The sequence below is a fragment of the Reyranella humidisoli genome, assembly GCF_019039055.1.
Classification (GTDB): Bacteria; Pseudomonadota; Alphaproteobacteria; order Reyranellales; family Reyranellaceae; genus Reyranella; species Reyranella humidisoli.
Genome location: NZ_JAHOPB010000001.1, coordinates 827,058 through 844,985 on the forward strand (window position 1 = coordinate 827,058; position 17,928 = coordinate 844,985).

Here is a 17,928-nt window from a genome sequence, read left to right on the forward strand (position 1 = left end):
TGCGGCATGCGACGGATCGTTCCGATTCTGGTGGCCGTCCTCCATCCCGGCTGGGCCTTGGCCGATGAAGGAGGCGCCAGCGTCTGGCTGCCCGGCCAGTTCGCGAGCTTCGCCGCCGTTCCGGGAGACCCAGGCTTTTCCGTCGAGTCGATCATCTACACGCGGAACGCGAGCGCACTGGCAGGAACGAGCTTCTCGCGCGGTGGCGGATTGCTCGCCGGCCTTTCCGTGAACGAGCAGTATGTCTACCTCACCCCGACCTATACGTTCGCGACGCCTGTCCTGAACGGCCAGATGTCACTCGGTGTGACCTTCTCGGCCGGGCAATCGGGCGCCTCCGTATGGGGAGTCCTGGCAGGCCCCGGCGGTCGCTCGCTGTCCACTTCCTCGAGCGACAGCGCATCGGGCATCAGCGATCTCTACCCCATGGGTTCGCTGAAATGGCAGCTCGGCGACCACAATGCCATGGTCTACGTCATGGGCAGCGTACCGACCGGATCGTACGATCCAAACCGGCTTGCCGGTGTCGGCCTCGGTCACTGGGCGATCGACTGGGGTCTCGGCTACACCTTTCTCGCCCCGACCGGCTTCGAGTTCTCGGTGACCGCAGGACTCACCTACAATTTCATCAATCCTCAGACGGGCTATCAAAGCGGCATGGACGCTCACGTCGACCTGGGGGTCTCCTATTCGTTCAGCGAGACGCTCTATGCCGGTGCCGTCGCCTACATCTACAACCAGCTTTCCCCCGATACTGGCGGATCGGCCCGTCTCGGCGACTTCCGATCGAGTGTCGCGGGCGCAGGACCGCAGATCGGGTGGTCTTTCACCGGCGCCGGCATGGCCTTCGACGTGAACCTCCGCGGATACAAGGAATTCGCGGCGCACAATCGGCCGGAGGGATGGAATGCCTACCTCACGCTGTCCATCGGCGCGCTGCCGCGCAAGAAGGCGGATTGATCGCGATGCCGAACCTGATCGATCGCTATCTCGACCCCAGCGAAAGCCTGCTCGAAATCCTGTTCGGTCTGGTGATGGCCTTGACCATGACCGCCGGCGCACGCCTGCTGTCGGAACCGGCCACGCTCGACCTGTCTGAACTGATGCTCGCCCTGATCGGCTGCAACGTAGCCTGGGGAGTCATCGACGCGGTATTCTACCTGATGGGGTCGCTGTTCAACCGCAATCGCCGCGTGAGACTGGTTCGACGACTGCAGGCTGCGACCAGCGACGATCAGGCCATCGCGCTCGTTCGCGACGAATTCGACCTTCGAGGTGAGCCGCCTACCCGGCCGGAGGACAGCGCCGCGTTCCATCGGGCCTTGCTCGAATTGCTGCGTCACGCCGGCTCCGAGCGTGCTCACTTCACACGGCACGAGTTCATCGCCGCCGGGATCGTCCTCCTGCTGGTGTCGGCAACGGCCATCCCTGGGCTGATCCCGCTGCTGCTGGTCGGCGATTCCGACACGGCATTGAGACTCGCCAACGCGGTTCAAGTCGTCCTGCTCTTTGCAATCGGCTATCGCTGGGCCCGGTACTCGGGCGCCCCCGGTTGGCGTGGGGCCCTTATCGTCGGTACCCTCGGCATCGGCCTGGTGCTGGTGGCGGTTGCGCTGGGCGGTTGATCACGCGGTCGCCGCAGAGGAGCGGCGGGTACCGCAAGATCGGTACCTGGTTCGCAATGGCTGAGGAGAAATGGCGTGCCCGGAAGGAGTCGAACCTCCAAACATTCCTAAGTGCTTCTCCTTGCCTGCAAGGCAGCGAACACGCACTCGGCGAACATTCGGTCGACGTCCGGGGCTTCGAACATTCGCCAATGGTCTCCGGCAACAGGGACCACGTCGACACGACTGGTACGGTTCGACCACCCCAAATCTTGGGGAACCTCGGGGGGCCGGGGCTCATCCGAGCGAAAAAGGACGACCGGAACGTCGCACCGTACCGGCCTCAGCCGATTCAGCCACTCGGTGTGGAGGCGGTGAAACAGGCGCAGCAGGATGACGGTCGGCAGGGTCATCCTCCACGACTCCGGCAGGGGCGGGTCGAGCGCCATCAGCGCCCGTAGCGCCGCACGGATTCCTCGCCTGGTGAAGAGATCGTCCGAGAGGATGGCAGCTGCCAGTGTGACCCAGTAGCCGCGCCGGAACCCTCGCCGCAGGCGGGCCACCTGGTCCCGCGGACGACGGCGCGGCACCGGCTCCGCCGGATAGATGACGCCGCTCACGTCCGTGTCGAACACGCCCAACAACACGACTTCGCGGCCTTCGGCGATGAGCTGGGTCATCGTCGCGTACGCAACGTCACCCCCGGCGGAATAGCCGGCGAGAGCGAGAGGACCGTGAGGCTTTTCGCGGATGATCTGCTCGACGGCGAGCCTGACGATGGTTTCGAACCCGGTGTCGGCCCGAGCCAGCACACCGGCGCCGGGATAGCGCAGCATCCTCAGAGTAAGGCGCTCGGCAAGGGAGCGGCAGAAGCCGGCGAGCAAGCCATCGGCGCCGCCGGCTGGCGGGAAGAAGAAAATCACGGGTTCGTCCGCCGCAAGTTCACGCGGCTTCTCCTCGAGGAAGCTCTCGACAGCGCGTGCGATTCCTTCTTCATCCAGCCGGGCGTGGAACCTTTCCAGCGGCAGCGCGCGGCCGGCCAGCCGTTCGAGATGGAAGATCATCTGCGGGAAAGCGAGCGAGTCCCCGCCGGAATCTTCGAAGGACTGTCCGGAGCGCGGCGCCCGGCCGACCGCTGCACGCCAAGCCCGGTTCACCATTGCCCTCGCCCGCGGGCCGGCGGTCGGCGAGGGTGTGGGTGCAGGGACCTCGACGTCCACGGCGGCGCAGGCGAGCAGCGCTGCTTCGTCGACCTTGCGCCCTGGCAACAATGGCAGGCCGTCCAGGACGTGGACGGCCCGCGGGCGCATGTACGGCGGCAGGGTTCGGGCGAGACTGTTGCGGATTTCCGCCGGGAATCCCGCCGCCACGGAACCGCGCGGCACCACGAAGGCGAACAGGTGAGGCTCGTCGTCGACCATCCGCGCGACCACCGCGGCATCCGCGACGGACGGGTCCCGGCGTAGTGCCGCTTCTATCTCGGCGAGTTCGACACGGTTGCCACGGATCTTGATCTGCCGGTCACGCCGGCCGAGCATGACGAAAAGCCCGTCGGACCGGCGCCGAACGAGGTCGCCGGTGCGGTAGGTCTTGAGATGCGGCCGGGAGGAATCGAACTCGAACGGCCCCGGCGCCACGTCGCCGTCGCACCACAGGCCGAGCGACATGAAGGCGCTGCGCACGACGAGTTCTCCCTCCCCGCCATCGGCCACCGGCTGGCCGTGTTCGTCGATCACACCGAAGTCGATGTCGGGCAGGGGATAGCCGACCGGCACGCGGGCCTCGTCGTGCGGCGGCTCGGTCACGAACCACTGAAGCAGGGCCGGTGCTTCGGTCGCGCCGTAGACCGACAGTATCGCGCAGTTCGACGGCAGTACTTTCCGCACCAGCTCGTGGTCGACGCGGAGCAGGACGTCGCCCGAAGTCTGGATGCAGCGCAGACTGGTCAGCGCCTCGCGCGCACCTTCGAGTTGCATCACGCTGCGCCAGACGGCAGGCGTGGAAAACATCATCGTGATGCGCCGCTCGGCGACCGCCCGCAACACCTGCCCCAGACCGATGCGCTGCAGGTCGAGTTTCACGAGGGCCGCGCCGCACAGCATGACTTCGAAGATCTGCTGCAGACCACCGATCGTTCCGGGTGACGCCAGCGACAGAACCTTGTCAGCGGCGTGCAGGTGCACGGCATTCACCAACTCTGCCGCGCGATGCAGGACCGCGCGCTGGCTGAGAATGATTCCCTTGGGCTGGCCAGTGCTACCGGACGTGTAGACGACGAAGCTCGCGGAGTCGGCCGACGCCGGCACGGCCGGCATGGCAGGCGGAACTTCCGCAGCAGCGAAGGCATCCTCGATGGCGAACGGACGTACACCTGCCGGCAGCAGATAGCCCGAAGCGATATCGGCGCGGCTCATGATGACGGCCGAAAGGCCGGCATCCCTTACCACCGCCGCAACCCGCTCCTGAGGATAGTTCCGATCGATCAGGATGCAGGAACGCGATGCGCCGAGGCACGCCAGTACGGCCGCCGGGTACGATGCCTGATTGGGCAGCAATACGCCCACCGCCCCGCCGGAAGGAATGGCCGTATCGATGAGTCCCGCGAGCCAGCACGCGGCCTTCCACATCTCAGCGAAAGTGAATCCGCCATCGCCATCCTCGCAGGCAACGGCATCGGGTCGTCGCTCGGCGATCTCGGCGAACAATTCGATCGCCGGACGCTCGACCCAGCTCTCTTCGAAGCGGCAAAAGGCAACGTCTCGCGGCCCGTTCAGATCGAGATCGGGCACCGGGTGCCGCTGCCATCGGGGACCTGTTGCACTCACATCAGCCGCAGCAGGCGAAGAGGAGGCTGACATAACCACTTTCTTCCGTTTCGCGGTTGGAAGCCACCCGAGCACATGCTGCCAGCATAATTGTTCTGCAGAACGCTGGCATCAACGTCGTTATGAGTGAGCAGAACGTGCCGCCAGCGCTGGAATACGCCGAGCGGGCCTGTATCTTCGGCGCCTCTCCCTGGGCTATTGAAGCACCCGATGACAGGCTCCGACCTCGGCCGACTCTTCACGCCACGCTCGATCGCGGTTCTTGGTGCTTCGGCCAGCCCCGACAAGCTGGGAGGCCAGGTGTTCGGGCGTCTCGCCTCTTCGTTCAAGGGTGACCTGATCGCCGTCAATCCGTCGGAGACCGCCATCGCCGGCCGGCCAGCCGTGCCGTCGCTACGCGACCTGCCATCGCCGGTCGATCTCGTCGTCGCGCTGCTTCCGGGTGAAGCGCTGGTCGAGGCGATCGAGCACTGCCCGCAAGGACAGGCGGCGTTTCTGCTGGCCATTCCCAGCGGCTTCGGCGAGGTCGCGCACGAAGGTCCCGCGCTTCAACGGCGCCTGGCCGAGGCCGCGCACCGAGCCGGCATGCGTGTCGTGGGCCCCAACTGCGTCGGCGTGCTGAACATGGACGCCGGCCTGAATGCCTCGATCATTCCGCTGATGCCACCGGGTGGGCGTCCAGGCCTCGGCATCGCCACCCAGAGCGGCGGCTTCGGCATGGCGACGGCCATGTATGCCTGCGACAACGGGCTGGCGATCTCCTCTTTCTGCGACGTCGGCAACACGGTCGACGTCTCATTGGCCGATTGCGTGGACCACCTCGCAGCCGATCCCGCGACCGGCGTGATCGGCCTGTATGTCGAATCGGTGCGCGATACCGCCGGGTTCCAGCGTGCAGTCGAGCAGGCGGCCCGCCGCAAGCCCGTCATCCTCTGTCCACTCGCGCGCTCTCCGGCAGGCCAGGCAGCTTCGCTCGCTCATGTGGGCATCGCGGCCGATGGGGTCTTGCTGGTGCAAGCGGCACGCGCCGCCATTACGGTCGATTCGGGTCTCGATCTGCTGCACGTCGCCAAGATGCTGCTGTGGCAGGCTCCACGCACGCTGCACGGCCGTCGGCTTGCCGTCGTCACCGGGACGGGCGGGATCGGCACCGAGATCGCCGACCTCGCGAGCGAGCGAGGCCTCGCGGTGCATCGCTTCTCCGATCGCCTGACCAAGGCGATCGCCAACCATTTGCCGCCCTATGCCGCATCGGGCAATCCGGTCGACCTGACGCCGGTATGGCGCGACTATCCGGAACTCTATCCGCTGGTCATCGAGGAGATTGCCCGTTCGGGCGAGGCCGATCTCATCGCCGTCTCCATCACCGACGTTCCAACCACCCGGCCTGACCTCGCAAGAAGCCTCGCTCGGACGATTCCCCGGCTCGGCGTTCCCACGGCGGTCTACTGGGCGTCGCGCGATTCCGACGTCGCAAACATGGCGCCGCTGCAGGCGGCGCGGGTGCCATGCTATCGGGCCACGCGAGAACTCGCGCTGGCGCTCGCCGCGCTGGCGCGCTCCGACACAAGCTGCACCGAGGGCCCCGAGTGACATGTCCGTCAGCATCGCCGAATGACAGATCATCGACCTCGCTTCAGGCAGTCGCCCGACGCCGAAACAGGGGGGCCGTGTTGCCCGTGCGGTGCAGGCAGAGCGCCTTCCCGCTCGCGCGCGGCTGGAAGTAGACGACGCGCCCGGTTTCCCGCCATCCGAGTGCGCGCAATCCCTTGAGGGCATCAGGCCGATCGAACTGCCCTATCGTGAAGGCATGGCGCGCGCCTTGGGCGCGCGCATCTCTCAGCATTGTCCCCAGCACCAGCGCATGTATGCCCTGGCCGCGAAAGGCCGCCGGGGTAAAGGCATCGGTCGTATAGACCTCGCCTGAGCCCAGCCGAAGCGGTCGGCCGGGCAGCGCATCGCCCCACCGGTAGCAGGTCCAGTTCACGTGGGCGAGATGGTCGCCGACAAACGCCAGATAGCAGCGCTCGCCCCGCAAGAGGCGATCACGATAAAGCTGTTCTGCAGCCGTGTCTCCCGGATGGGAACCCAGCCACAGCCAGGGATCATCGGCGTAGAGGCGGCAGATCGCGCCGAGGTCCTCCTCCTTCGCGAGGCGGATCATGGCGTCGAGCCGATTGGGTACGACGGTCACTGGCTCGACGAGGGATCGTTCGAAGAACAGGACGCAGCACAGATCGCCGAGGGGTGCGATGGCTCTGCGAGCGAACTGCCAAACGCGCGTAAGGGTGCCGTGTTGTTGGGCCGCTCCCGGCCTGGTCACCGTTCGGGTCCCTGTGAGGGGACTTGGCTGCACGCCGACAACGGAGGCCAAGGGGAAGCCAAAGTGGCCCTTGGAGCCTCATCAACATACGCATGTGAACGAGGAGAAATGGCGCGCCCGGAAGGAGTCGAACCTCCAGCCTTCTGATTCGTAGTCAGATGCTCTATCCAGTTGAGCTACGGGCGCACGGCCAAGCCCCGAGGGGCCTAGCGAAGAGGGGCGCACCCTAATGAAAGTGGTCCGGCGTTGCAAGCCGAGTAGGACGGGTTTTGGGGCTGCGACGCGGCGCCCCATGTCGGCGGATTCGGGACCCCAAACGGCCCGGGGCGCGGACGCGGACGCCCGCCAAGTCGTTCTGCCGCCTTTGGAAACCGCTCTTGTCGGTTTTGCTTGCTTTAAGTTAGCATGACTGCCATCTGGATTTAGGGGCACGTGCTCCGGCTCGGCACGGCCTGTAGCCGGGCGCCGGATCGGAGCACCTGATCGATGGTACCGGGGCAGGTTCGAGGCCGAAGATGGCGCTAAGTTTTCAACGGTCTGCGCTTGTCCTGGCGATGATCGTTCTGGCCGGCTGCGACCAGGCCAACGTCTTTGCGCCGGCCGGCAGCCCACCGCCGTCGAATTCCAATCCCGCCATCACCCAGACCGGCACGCTGACGGTTCGCAAGAGCATCGAACAGCTGCGCAGCGACCAGGCCGCGCTCAGCAACGGCATCGCCGCGCAGCAGGCCCAGTTCAACGCTACGCGCGGACAGCTGGCCGGCGACGCGCGCAGCTATGCGGGGCTGGTGAGCGGCATCAATTCGCGCCTGCAGGCCGGCACGACGCCGGGCAACCCCGATCTGGTGAACCAGTGGAATGCCGCGCAGGGCAAGCTCGACGCGGTGACGATCGGCGTGGGTTCGCTGAACTCGCTGGCCAGCCAGGTGACCACCCAGGCGTCGGTGGCGGGCTATCTGCTCGAGAACGTGCGCGCGACCTATCGGATCGGCGGCGCGGTCGACGCAGACCATCGCAACCTGCGCGCCATCGAGGCCGAGACCCGGCGCTCGATGCAGCAGATCGACCGGCTGATCGTGGACCTCAACGCCGAGATCGGCCGCGAGAATACCTTCCTGGGCCGCGAGCGCAGCAACCTCGCCGCCCTGTCCTACAACGTGAACGTCGGCCGGCTCGGCGCGCCCCCCGGCGCGGGAGCAGGCGGGCAGCCCGGTACCGTTACGCCGCAACCGACCCGGCGTCCCGTCCCCCTTCAGTAACCAGCCGCTCGCCCGCGTTCAGGGCTGATCTGCCTCGCCGACAGTCGCGCATCCGGGGTCCGGGGCGTACAGTCGCGTGCATGGCTCTTCGCTTCCTCCTGATCCTCGGCATGACCCTCGGCCTGGCGCTGCCGGCCGCAGCTCAGGTCTCGCCTGCCGACCAGACCGCGATCCGCGGCGTGATCGAGGGCCAGGTCGAAGCCTTCCGCCGCGACGACGGCGAGGCCGCCTTCGGCTATGCCTCGCCCAACATCCGCAGCCTGTTCGGCACGCCCGAGACCTTCATGGACGTCGTGCGCCAGGGGTATCGCCCGGTGTACCGGCCGCAGGTCTTCGAGTTCCGCGAAATCGTCACGCTGCACGGGATGCCGACGCAGAAGGTGCATGTGGTCGGGCCCGACGGGCGGCCGGTCACCGCCTTCTATCCGATGACGCAGCAACCCGACGGAAGCTGGCGCATCGAAGGCTGCTACCTCCAGGCGCCTGAAGAACACCAGGCCTGATCGCTCCCATCCGCCGATGTCCCGCGTTTCGCCCAAGGTGCTGGCTCTGCTCGGCGCGCTCACCCTCGTCTGGGGGACCAACTGGCCGCTGTTCCGGATCGCGCTCGACGAGTTGCCGGTCTTCACTTTCCGCACCCTGGTCCTGTCGTCCGCGGTGATCATGCTGACCACGATCCTGCTGGTGCGCCGCGAGAGCTTCGCCGTGCCGAAGGGCAAGTGGCCCGCGCTGATCCTCGCCTCCGCCATGAACATCGGCATCTGGAACATCGCGACGTCGCTGGCCGTGCTCTACATCCCCTCCGGCCATGCCTCGGTGCTGGCCTACACGATGCCGCTGTGGGTCGCGGTGCTGGGCTTCGTCGTGTTCGGCCAGAAGCTCACCGGACGATTGCTCGCGGCCATCGCGATCGGCGCGGGCGCCGTCGCGGCGCTGATGATCCCCAACTTCCAGAGCTACGCGTCCGCGCCGCTCGGCCTGTTTTGGGGCCTGCTGGCGGGCTTCTGCTGGGCCGTCGGCACCTTCGTCGTGAAGCGCACGAACTGGTCCGGCATGGGTCTCTCGCTCACCTTCTGGCAGGTCCTGATCACGCTGCCGCCGATCGCTCTGGGGGCGCTGGTCTTCGACGGGCTGCCGACGCACTGGCCCTCGGCGCAGGCGCTTGCCGCCACGATCTACACCGGAGCGATCCCGATGGCGCTCGGCACCGCGACCTGGTTCACCCTGGTCAAGCTGTTGCCGGCGCAGGTGGCGGCCCTCTCCTCGATCGCGATTCCCATCGTGGCGATCGTGAGTGGAATCCTGATGCTGAACGAACCGCTGTCGACATTGCAGGCCGTGGCCATCGGCTCCACGGTGATCGCGCTCTGGCTCGCTCTGGTGCCGGGCCGACAGCGATAGCCGACAGCGGTAGTTGTCGCCGACCGAGGCAATTCCCACATTGGAGTGGGTATTGGAGGCCCGGGTCATGGCAAAAGGCGATCCACGAGACTGGATGTGGGCCGAAGCGCTGCAGATGCTGGCGCAGGCGGAACGCATGCACCATCAGGTCTTCCGGCCGCAGACGGCCGGCCGGCTGCGGCCCAGCTGGGAACCGCCTGTCGACGTGCTCGAGACCGAACGCGAGGTGCTGATCCTCGCCGCGCTGCCCGGCGTCGACGTCCAGACAGTCGAGGCCGTGATCGAGAACGGCGCGCTCGTCCTGTCGGGCGAGCGCACGGTTCCGGCCGAGCTGCGGACCGCCAAGATCCATCGCATGGAGCTGCCGCAGGGCCGCTTCGAGCGCCGCATCGAGCTGCCGCCCGGCCATTACGGCGAAGTGCGCCGCTTCGAGGTGAACGGTTGCCTCGCGGTGACGCTCGCCAAGGCGGTCGTGCGGAGGCAGCCATGAGCCCGCAGGACGAGGCGGGACAGGCCATGACCGCCGCCATGCCCGAAACGAAGCCTGAGACGAAGCCGTTGCCGTCCGACGCCCTGATCGTCGTGCCGGTGCGCGACCTCGTCCTCTTCCCCGAGATGGTGTTCCCCGTCAGCGTCGGTCGGCCCTCGTCGGTCGCCGCCATCCAGCAGGCCGTGCGCGAACAGCGCCAGATCCTGCTGGTGCTGCAGCGCGAGCCCGCCAAGGAGGATCTCGTGCCTGCCGACCTGCATACGGTCGGCACGGTCGTGAACATCCTGCGCTACGTCACGACACCCGACGGCAATCATCACATCGTCTGCCAAGGCGTGCAGCGCTTCCGCATCACCGACTTCGTCGACGGCCATCCCTTCATGATGGCGCGCGGCCTGCATCTGGCGGAGCCGACCGATACGGGTGCGGAGATCGAGGCGCGCTTCCTCGTCCTGAAGCAGCAGATCCGCGACACGCTAGAACTGCTGCCTCAGGTGCCGCAGGAGTTGCGCCAGACCGTCGAGAACACGACATCCGCCGGCTCGCTGGCCGACCTCGCCGCTTCCTATCTCGATTCCAAGCCGGACGAGAAGCAGGAGATCCTGGAGGCGATCGATCTCGTGCCGCGTCTCGACAAGGTCACGCAGCTGCTGTCCACGCGGCTGGAGGTGCTGCGCATCAGCAGCGAGATCGGCAACAAGACCAAGAACTCGCTCGACGCGCGCCAGCGCGAGATGGTGCTGCGCGAGCAGATGGCCGCGATCCAGCGCGAGCTGGGCGAGGACGATTCGAACAAGCAGGCGATCGCCGATCTCGACAAGGCGATCACCGAGGCGAAGATGCCGCCGGAGGCCGAGACCGCCGCCCGCAAGGAGCTGCGGCGCCTGCAGCGCACGCCCGAGGCGTCGGCCGAGCACGGCATGATCCGCACCTACCTCGACACCTTGGTCGAGCTGCCTTGGGCATTGCCCGAGACGCAGCCGATCGACATCGCCGAGGCGCGGCGCGTGCTCGACGCCGATCATTTCGGCCTGGAGAAGATCAAGAAGCGCATCGTCGAGTATCTCGCCGTGCGCAAGCTGGCGCCCGAAGGCAAGGCGCCGATCCTGTGCTTCGCGGGGCCGCCGGGCGTCGGCAAGACGTCGCTCGGCCAGTCGATCGCCCGGGCGATGGGCCGCAAGTTCGCGCGCGTGAGCTTGGGCGGCGTGCATGACGAGGCCGAGATCCGCGGCCATCGGCGGACCTATATCGGCGCCCTGCCGGGCACCATCATCCAGGCGATCCGCAAGGCGGGCTCGCGCGACTGCGTGATGATGCTCGACGAGATCGACAAGATGGGCAGCGGCGTACACGGCGACCCGTCGGCGGCGATGCTCGAAGTGCTCGACCCAGAGCAGAACGGGACGTTCCGCGACAACTATCTCGACGTGCCGTTCGACCTCAGCCGCGTGGTGTTCATCGCCACGGCCAATATGCTCGACACGATCCCGGGCCCGTTGCGCGACCGCATGGAGATCATCTCGCTCACCGGCTACACCGCCGGCGAGAAGCTGCAGATCGCCCGGCGCTACCTGGTGCGCCGCCAGCTCGAGGCCAACGGCCTCACGGCGGACCAGGCGGGCATCGACGACGCGGCGCTGAAGCTGATCATCGAAGGCTACACGCGCGAGGCCGGCGTCCGCTGGCTCGAACGCGAGATCGGCCGCGCGCTGCGCCATGTCGCCGTGCAGGTGGCCGAGGGCTCGGCAACCAAGGTGCAGATCGGCACCGCCGACATCGAGGAGCTGCTGGGGCCGGTCCGCTTCGAGAACGACGTGGCGATGCGCACCAGCGTGCCCGGCGTGGCCACGGGCCTCGCCTGGACGCCGGTGGGCGGCGACATCCTGTTCATCGAGGCGACGCGCTCGCCGGGCAACGGACGGCTGATCCTCACCGGTCAGCTCGGCGACGTGATGAAAGAGAGCGCGCAGGCGGCGCTCAGCGTCATCAAGAACAAGGCGAAGTCGATCGGCATCGACGCCGCCCTGTTCGAGAAGAACGACATCCATGTGCACGTGCCGGCCGGCGCCACGCCCAAGGACGGGCCGAGCGCGGGCGTGGCGATGTTCATGGCGCTGGCCTCGCTGATGACCGGCCGCACGATCCGCAGCGACACCGCCATGACGGGCGAGATCAGCCTGCGCGGGCTGGTGCTGCCGGTCGGCGGGATCAAGGAGAAGGTCGTGGCCGCCGCCGCCGCGGGCATCACGCGGGTCATGCTGCCAGCGCGCAACAAGCGCGACTTTGACGACATCCCGGAAGAAGTGCGCAACACGCTCGAGTTCATCTGGCTCGAGAAGGTCGACGACGCCGTCGCTCAGGCGCTGACGCCGGATGCCACGGACGAGAACGAAGAGGGCTGAACCTCTTCATGTTCCTCTCCCCCGTTAGGGGGAGAGGCTAGGTGAGGGGGTTACAGAGGTGCGTCGCCCCCTCACCCAACCTCTCCCCCTGACGGGGGAGAGGAGTATGACTATGTAATCCGCAGCGACAGCGGTGAGATCTCGTCGCCGGGACGGTTCGCGTAGTCGAGCTTGACCGAATCGCGCAGCATGCGGGCCTGCGCCTCGGCGACGCGTTCCATGGCGGCGACCGGATCGAGATGGACCGGATTTCCGTCCTTCAGTACCACTTCGCCGTCGACCAGCACGGTCTTCACTGCGCGATCGGCGGCGTGGAAGACGAAGGAGCGCAGCGGGTCGCGGGCCGGCTGCATGAGCGGATGGTTGAGGTCGACCAGCACGATGTCGGCCGACATGCCCGGCGCCAGCGCGCCGATATCGTCACGCCCCAGCGCGGCCGCGCCGCCGAAGGTCGCGGCCTCGAAGGCGCCGGCGGTGTCGAGGCTGCGGATATCCTCGCTCATCAGGCGGCCGGCGACGATGGCCAGCCGCATCTCCTCGATCAGATTGTGCGGTGCGCAATCGGTGCCAAGGCCGACATTCACGCCCTTTTCGCGATAGCGGCCGACATGATCCATCGCCAGGCCGTAGCGCGCGAAAGGCTGCGGACAATGCGCCACCGAGGCGCCGGCCTCGGCGATCAGGTCGAGGTCCTTGCGCGTGTGCCAGTTTATCTGCGGGTGATCGTCGAGCAGGATGCAGTGGGCCATGATCGTGTCGGATTTCATCAAGCCGTTCTGCGCCGCCCACTGGATGGGCGTCATGTTGTGGCGGCGGATCATCTCGCGCACCTCGACGACCGACTGGCCGACATGGGTCGAGAAACGACGGCCCGTGTCGTCGGCATGCTTGCGGCCGGCCGCGAACAGCTCCGGGGTCACCGTGTCGATCTGGGCGGGGAAGACCACGGCCGAGAGACGACCCGAATTGTGCGCCTCCGCTTCGTCCATGACGCGCTTGGCCTTCTCGAACTGGGCGAAGCCCGCCGCCTCGTCCCATTTCCACGTCACGGTCTGCGGCGAGGCCATGCCCCAGCGCGCCGATGCGAAGGTGGGCGCCGCATGGAAGCGCATGCCGCTCCGCGCCATCGTCTCCAGCCAGCCTTCGAACGGCACGGTGACGTCGCAGGCGGTCGTCGTTCCGGCGCGCAGCATCTCCGAATAGGCCATCGTCGCGGCACCCTGGCGGCCGTCGTCGCTCAGGCGAAACGCCTGCAGCCGCTCCATCAGGCCCGTCATCTGCTGTTCGGGCACGCCATGATCCTCGCGGACGCCGCGATAGCCCGGCTCGGTCGAGGGATGGGAATGGATGTTGACCAGGCCCGGCAGCGCCAGCATCCCGCGACCGTCGATCACGATCTCCGCCGGTCCCGTGGGACGGGCGCCAGCGGGCGTGACCTCGACGATGCGGCCGTCCTTCAGATGAAGATCGACTTCGCGGCGATAGACGTGGCGTTTCTCGGCGCCGTCCCGGACGACGGCCCAGGAGACGTTTCTGATCGAATCAGGCCGGTTATCCATGATTTTGCACTCCCGCAAGGCATGCCTGTTGCATAGGCACCGCAACAGGACGATAGAATCGGGATAACGAGAGAACAAGGAGGCAGGTCATGCGAAAGATGAAGTGGGCGGCCCTCGCGGCTGCGACGGCGGCGCTGGTCTCAGGGGCGGCAGAGGCACAGACGCTGAAGGTGGTGATGCATTCGGACGTCAAGATCGTCGACCCGATCTGGACCACCGCCTACATCGTCCGCAATCACGGCTACATGGTCTACGACACGCTGCTGGCGGTCGACGACAAGCTCGAGGTCAAGCCGCAGATGCTGGAAGGCTGGAAGGTGAGCGACGACAAACTCACCTACACCTTCACGCTGCGCGACGGACTCAAGTTCCACGACGGGGCGCCCGTGACCGCCGAGGACTGCATCGCCTCCATCAAGCGCTGGGCCTCGCGCGACGCGATGGGCCAGAAGCTCATGAGCTTCACCAAGGGACTGGCCGCGGTCGACGACAAGACCTTCACCCTCACCCTCAACGAGCCCTACGGGCTGGTGATCGATTCGCTGGGCAAGCCCAGCTCGAACGTGCCGTTCATCATGCCCAAGCGGGTCGCGGAAACGCCGGGCAACACGCAGATCAAGGAGTTCATCGGCTCCGGCCCGTTCGTGTTCCGCGCCGACCTGTGGCGGCCGGGCGAGAAGGCGATCTACGACAAGTTCAAGGACTACAAGCCGCGCGCCGAGCCGCCCTCGGCCCTGTCCGGCGGCAAGGTCGTCCATGTCGATCGGGTGGAGTGGGTGAACATTCCCGACCCGCAGACCGCGGCCAACGCGCTGATGACCGGCGAGATCGACATCCTCGAGCAGCCGCTGATCGAGATGCTGCCGCTGATCGAGAAGGACAAGAACATCGAGGTCAAGGACCTCAACCCCCTCGGCAGCCAGTACAGCCTGCGCTTCAACGTACTGCACAAGCCGTTCGACAACGCGAAGATCCGCCAGGCCGCGCTCTATGCGCTGAACCAGAAGGACTTCCTGCTGGCCGGCATCAACGACCCGCGATACTTCAAGGAGTGCAAGGCGCTCTTCATCTGCGGCACGCCCTACGCGACCGACGCGGGCTTCGAGGACAAGCTCGAATCGAACTTCGCCAAATCGAAGGAGATCCTGAAGCAGGAAGGCTATGACGGCACTCCCGTCGTGCTGCTGTTCGCCACCGACACCAACACCGGCCGCCTGACGCCGATCGCCAAGTCGCTGCTGGAACGCGGCGGGTTCGTCGTCGACATGCAGGCGATGGATTGGCAGACGGTGCTGTCGCGCCGCTCGCGCAAGGAGCCGCTGAACGCCGGCGGCTGGAGCGGCTTCATGACGTCCTGGGTGTCGGCCGACCTGCTCAACCCGATCGTGTCGGCCTTCGTCGGCGCCGCCTGCGACAAGGCCGCGATCGGCTGGCCGTGCGATGCCAAGATCGAGGAACTGCGCGACGCCTTTGCCAAGACGACCGATCCGGCCAAGCGCAAGGAGCTGGCAACCGCCGTCCAGGTGCGCGAATCGGAGTATCCGACCTTCGCGCAACTCGGCCAGTTCAACATCCCGATGGCGATCCGCAAGAACATCACGGGCAGCCTGACCTCGCCGGCGCCGGTCTTCTGGAACATCAAGAAGGCGCAGTAACTAGCGAAAACATGACCCCTCCGCCCCTGCGGGGCACCTCCCCATTTGAATGGGGAGGAACGAAGATTCATTTGCCTCCCCATTCAGATGGGGAGGTGTCGGCGTCTTACGCCGACGGAGGGGTCATGTCGTTGGCAAGAGAAGTTCAGCCAAGCTCCAGGCTGGTCACGCCGAACAGGCCGGCATAGTCCACGTCGGGATCCGCGCCCGTGTACATGCGCGCGGTCTCGAAGGAGGGCTTGAGGCCGATCTGCTGGGCGAGCGTCACGGCCGGCTTGTTGCGATCGGGCACGTCGATAGCAACGGCGCTTGCCCCGAGCTTCGTTGCGAGGGCGCCGACCAGCGCGGAGGCTATTTCCGGCGTCTCACCATAGAGAGGTCCGACGCGCGAGGCCGCCGCGCAGGCGCGCATCACCGCAAAGCCCACGATCTCGCCATTCCGCAACGCCACCAGCGCCGCGCGTTCGGGCAGGGAGATCCACGTCGCGAGGAAGGAATCCCGCGCCTCGGGGAAGAAGCGGCGATCGTAGGCGGCGAGCCGGTCGAAGCCGATGCGACGCGCATCGACCAGGGTGACGCCGGCCGGCGGCTTGGGCGACGGCGGCGCGCCTTCGTGGCGGATGTTGTTCCAGGCGAGCCGGAAGCCCGACTTCTTGTAGTTGCCCTGCTGCGCCACGACGCCGTCGAGCCCGACATTGCGTCCCTGCAGCCGCGCCATGCCGGCGCGCCAGACCTGGATGCCGTAGCCCTTTCCGCGCACCGGCGGGCGCGCGATGTAGAAGCCCAGGAAGCCGAAGCCCGCACCGTATTTCACGACGGAGATGCAGGCCTGCGGCTCGCCGTCGAGACGGCCGATCAGGAAGGCGGACGGATCGGCGGCGAAGAAGGCATGGGCATCCGTATTGCCCGGGTTCCAGCCTTCATCGTTGGCCCAGGCGGCCATCCGTTGGACGTCGTCGGCGCTGCCGACCGTGATTTCGAAGCTCATGGGCGCGGAGTTTACTCCGCAGCCGTCGCCTTTTCCGCGAAAAAGCGGTTCTCGGGACGCGGCAGGCCGAGATTCTCGCGCAAGGTCGTGCCCTCGTACTCTGTGCGGAAGAGGCCGCGCCGCTGCAATTCCGGCACGACCTTGTCGACGAAGTCGTCGAGGCCGCCCGGCAGGTAGGGGAACATGACGTTGAAACCGTCGCAGGCTTCCGTCACCAGCCACTCCTCCATCTGGTCGGCGATCATCGACGGCGTGCCCAGCATGCCGAGCCCGCCATAGCCGCCCAGGCGCCCGGCGATCTGGCGCACCGTCAGGTTCTCGCGTTTGCCGAGCTCGATGACCCGGTCGCGGCCGCTCTTGCTGGCTTCGGTCTCGGGAATGTCGTCGGGCAGCGGCTTGTCGGGATCGAACTGGCGGGCATCCACGCCCAGCGCCATCGAGACGGCGGCGATCGAGCTGTCGTAGTTCACGAGGCTGTCGAGCCGCGCCCGCTTCTCCTTCGCCTCGTCGAGCGAATCACCCACCACCACGAAGGCACCGGGCAGGATCTTTATGTGATCGGGGTTGCGACCGACCTTCGCCGCGCGGCCCTTCACATCGGCATAGAATTCGCGCGCGCCCTGGATTGGACCGCCCGCAGCGAACACCATCTCGGCGGTCTCGGCCGCGAGCTGGCGGCCGGCATCGGATGCGCCGGCCTGCACGATGACGGGCCAGCCCTGCACCGGCCGGGCGATGTTCAATGGTCCACGCACCTTCAGGTACTTGCCCTTGTGATCGAGCACATGCAGCCGCGACGGATCGAAGTAGAGGCCGTTCTCGACGTCGCGCACGAAGGCGTCGTCGGCCCACGAATCCCACAGCCCCGTCACCACGTCGAAGAACTCGCGGGCGCGCGCGTAGCGCTCGGCATGGGGCATCTGGTCGTCCATGCCGAAGTTCAGCGCGGCATCGGGATTGGACGTCGTCACGAGGTTCCAGCCGGCGCGGCCCTCGCTGATATGGTCGAGCGAGGCGAAGCGGCGGGCAATGGTATAGGCCGGCTCGAAGGTGCTGGAAGCCGTGGCGATCAGGCCGAGATGCTTCGTCGCCATGGCGAGCGCCGGCAGCAGGGTCAGCGGATCGAACGAGGTCACGGTGGCGCTGCGCTTCAGCGCGTCCATCGGCATGTTCAGCACGGCCAGGTGGTCGGCCATGAAAAAGGCGTCGAACTTGCCGCGCTCCAGCGTCTGCGCGTACTTCACCAGCGCCTTGAGATTGAAGTTCGCGTCCGGCGTGCCGCCGGGATAGCGCCACGCGGCGGTGTGGATGCTGACGGGGCGCATGAAGGCGCCGAGGCGAAGCTTCTTCTGGGTCATGGCGGATATGTTGCGCCCGCCGAGCGGACCGGCAAGGCCCGCTCGGACGACAAGAACTAATTCA

The 17,928-nt window shown here is 66.8% G+C and carries 14 protein-coding genes and 1 tRNA gene; 9 read left to right on the plus strand and 6 right to left on the minus strand.

Going from position 1 to position 17,928, the window contains the following annotated elements; translation table 11 throughout:
• Positions 1 to 6: 6 nt before the first annotated feature.
• A complete protein-coding gene (locus tag KQ910_RS04095) occupies positions 7 to 960 on the plus strand; it encodes a SphA family protein (RefSeq protein ID WP_216957203.1) in 954 nt (317 codons plus the stop codon).
• 5 nt (positions 961 to 965) lie between these two features.
• Entirely contained in the window at positions 966 to 1,625 is a 660-nt protein-coding gene (locus tag KQ910_RS04100; protein WP_216957204.1) for a VIT1/CCC1 transporter family protein, read from the plus strand.
• A 107-nt stretch (positions 1,626 to 1,732) separates the two neighbouring features.
• On the opposite strand, the gene KQ910_RS04105 is transcribed toward KQ910_RS04100, so the two are convergent.
• Positions 1,733 to 4,393: an AMP-binding protein gene (locus KQ910_RS04105; RefSeq protein WP_216957205.1), complete on the minus strand. Its 2,661-nt coding sequence runs from the start codon at positions 4,391 to 4,393 to the stop codon at positions 1,733 to 1,735.
• Positions 4,394 to 4,639: 246 nt separating this feature from the next.
• On the opposite strand from KQ910_RS04105, the gene KQ910_RS04110 reads away from it, so the two are divergent.
• Positions 4,640 to 6,022 carry a CoA-binding protein gene (locus KQ910_RS04110; RefSeq protein ID WP_216957206.1) on the plus strand — a complete coding sequence of 461 codons (1,383 nt, stop codon included), beginning with the start codon at positions 4,640 to 4,642 and terminating at the stop codon, positions 6,020 to 6,022.
• Between the two features lie 43 nt (positions 6,023 to 6,065).
• Here the strand turns inward: KQ910_RS04110 and KQ910_RS04115 are convergent, their stop codons facing one another.
• Together KQ910_RS04115 and KQ910_RS04120 are read right to left on the minus strand one after the other, a co-directional pair.
• Positions 6,066 to 6,623 carry a GNAT family N-acetyltransferase gene (locus KQ910_RS04115; RefSeq protein WP_216957207.1) on the minus strand — a complete coding sequence of 186 codons (558 nt, stop codon included), beginning with the start codon at positions 6,621 to 6,623 and terminating at the stop codon, positions 6,066 to 6,068.
• A 238-nt stretch (positions 6,624 to 6,861) separates the two neighbouring features.
• Positions 6,862 to 6,938 (minus strand) — tRNA-Arg (locus tag KQ910_RS04120).
• A gap of 329 nt (positions 6,939 to 7,267) precedes the next feature.
• Between KQ910_RS04120 and KQ910_RS04125 the strand changes: the two genes are divergently transcribed.
• The 5 genes from KQ910_RS04125 (at position 7,268) to lon (ending at position 12,304) form a co-directional block, all read left to right on the plus strand.
• Positions 7,268 to 8,011, plus strand: coding sequence for a hypothetical protein (locus KQ910_RS04125; protein ID WP_216957208.1), 744 nt, complete (start codon positions 7,268 to 7,270; stop codon positions 8,009 to 8,011).
• Between the two features lie 80 nt (positions 8,012 to 8,091).
• On the plus strand, positions 8,092 to 8,514 hold the full coding sequence (locus tag KQ910_RS04130) for a DUF4864 domain-containing protein (RefSeq protein WP_216957209.1): 423 nt from the start codon (positions 8,092 to 8,094) through the stop codon (positions 8,512 to 8,514).
• A 16-nt stretch (positions 8,515 to 8,530) separates the two neighbouring features.
• Positions 8,531 to 9,412 (plus strand): DMT family transporter, encoded by an 882-nt coding sequence (locus KQ910_RS04135; protein WP_216957210.1) that lies wholly within the window; start codon positions 8,531 to 8,533, stop codon positions 9,410 to 9,412.
• Between the two features lie 67 nt (positions 9,413 to 9,479).
• Positions 9,480 to 9,902, plus strand: a complete 423-nt coding sequence (locus KQ910_RS04140) for an Hsp20/alpha crystallin family protein (RefSeq protein ID WP_216957211.1) — start codon at positions 9,480 to 9,482, stop codon at positions 9,900 to 9,902.
• Between the two features lie 26 nt (positions 9,903 to 9,928).
• The gene (gene lon / locus KQ910_RS04145) at positions 9,929 to 12,304 is read left to right on the plus strand and encodes an endopeptidase La (RefSeq protein WP_216963583.1); all 2,376 of its coding nucleotides are present in this window, start codon (positions 9,929 to 9,931) and stop codon (positions 12,302 to 12,304) included.
• Positions 12,305 to 12,414: 110 nt separating this feature from the next.
• On the opposite strand, the gene KQ910_RS04150 is transcribed toward lon, so the two are convergent.
• The gene (locus KQ910_RS04150) at positions 12,415 to 13,863 is read right to left on the minus strand and encodes an amidohydrolase family protein (protein WP_216957212.1); all 1,449 of its coding nucleotides are present in this window, start codon (positions 13,861 to 13,863) and stop codon (positions 12,415 to 12,417) included.
• A gap of 89 nt (positions 13,864 to 13,952) precedes the next feature.
• Between KQ910_RS04150 and KQ910_RS04155 the strand changes: the two genes are divergently transcribed.
• Positions 13,953 to 15,518 (plus strand): ABC transporter substrate-binding protein, encoded by a 1,566-nt coding sequence (locus KQ910_RS04155; RefSeq protein WP_216957213.1) that lies wholly within the window; start codon positions 13,953 to 13,955, stop codon positions 15,516 to 15,518.
• A 145-nt stretch (positions 15,519 to 15,663) separates the two neighbouring features.
• On the opposite strand, the gene KQ910_RS04160 is transcribed toward KQ910_RS04155, so the two are convergent.
• A complete protein-coding gene (locus KQ910_RS04160; protein WP_216957214.1) occupies positions 15,664 to 16,506 on the minus strand; it encodes a GNAT family N-acetyltransferase in 843 nt (280 codons plus the stop codon).
• An 11-nt stretch (positions 16,507 to 16,517) separates the two neighbouring features.
• Complete coding sequence (locus tag KQ910_RS04165; protein WP_216957215.1) at positions 16,518 to 17,864, minus strand: LLM class flavin-dependent oxidoreductase; 1,347 nt, start codon at positions 17,862 to 17,864, stop codon at positions 16,518 to 16,520.
• Positions 17,865 to 17,928: the final 64 nt, after the last annotated feature.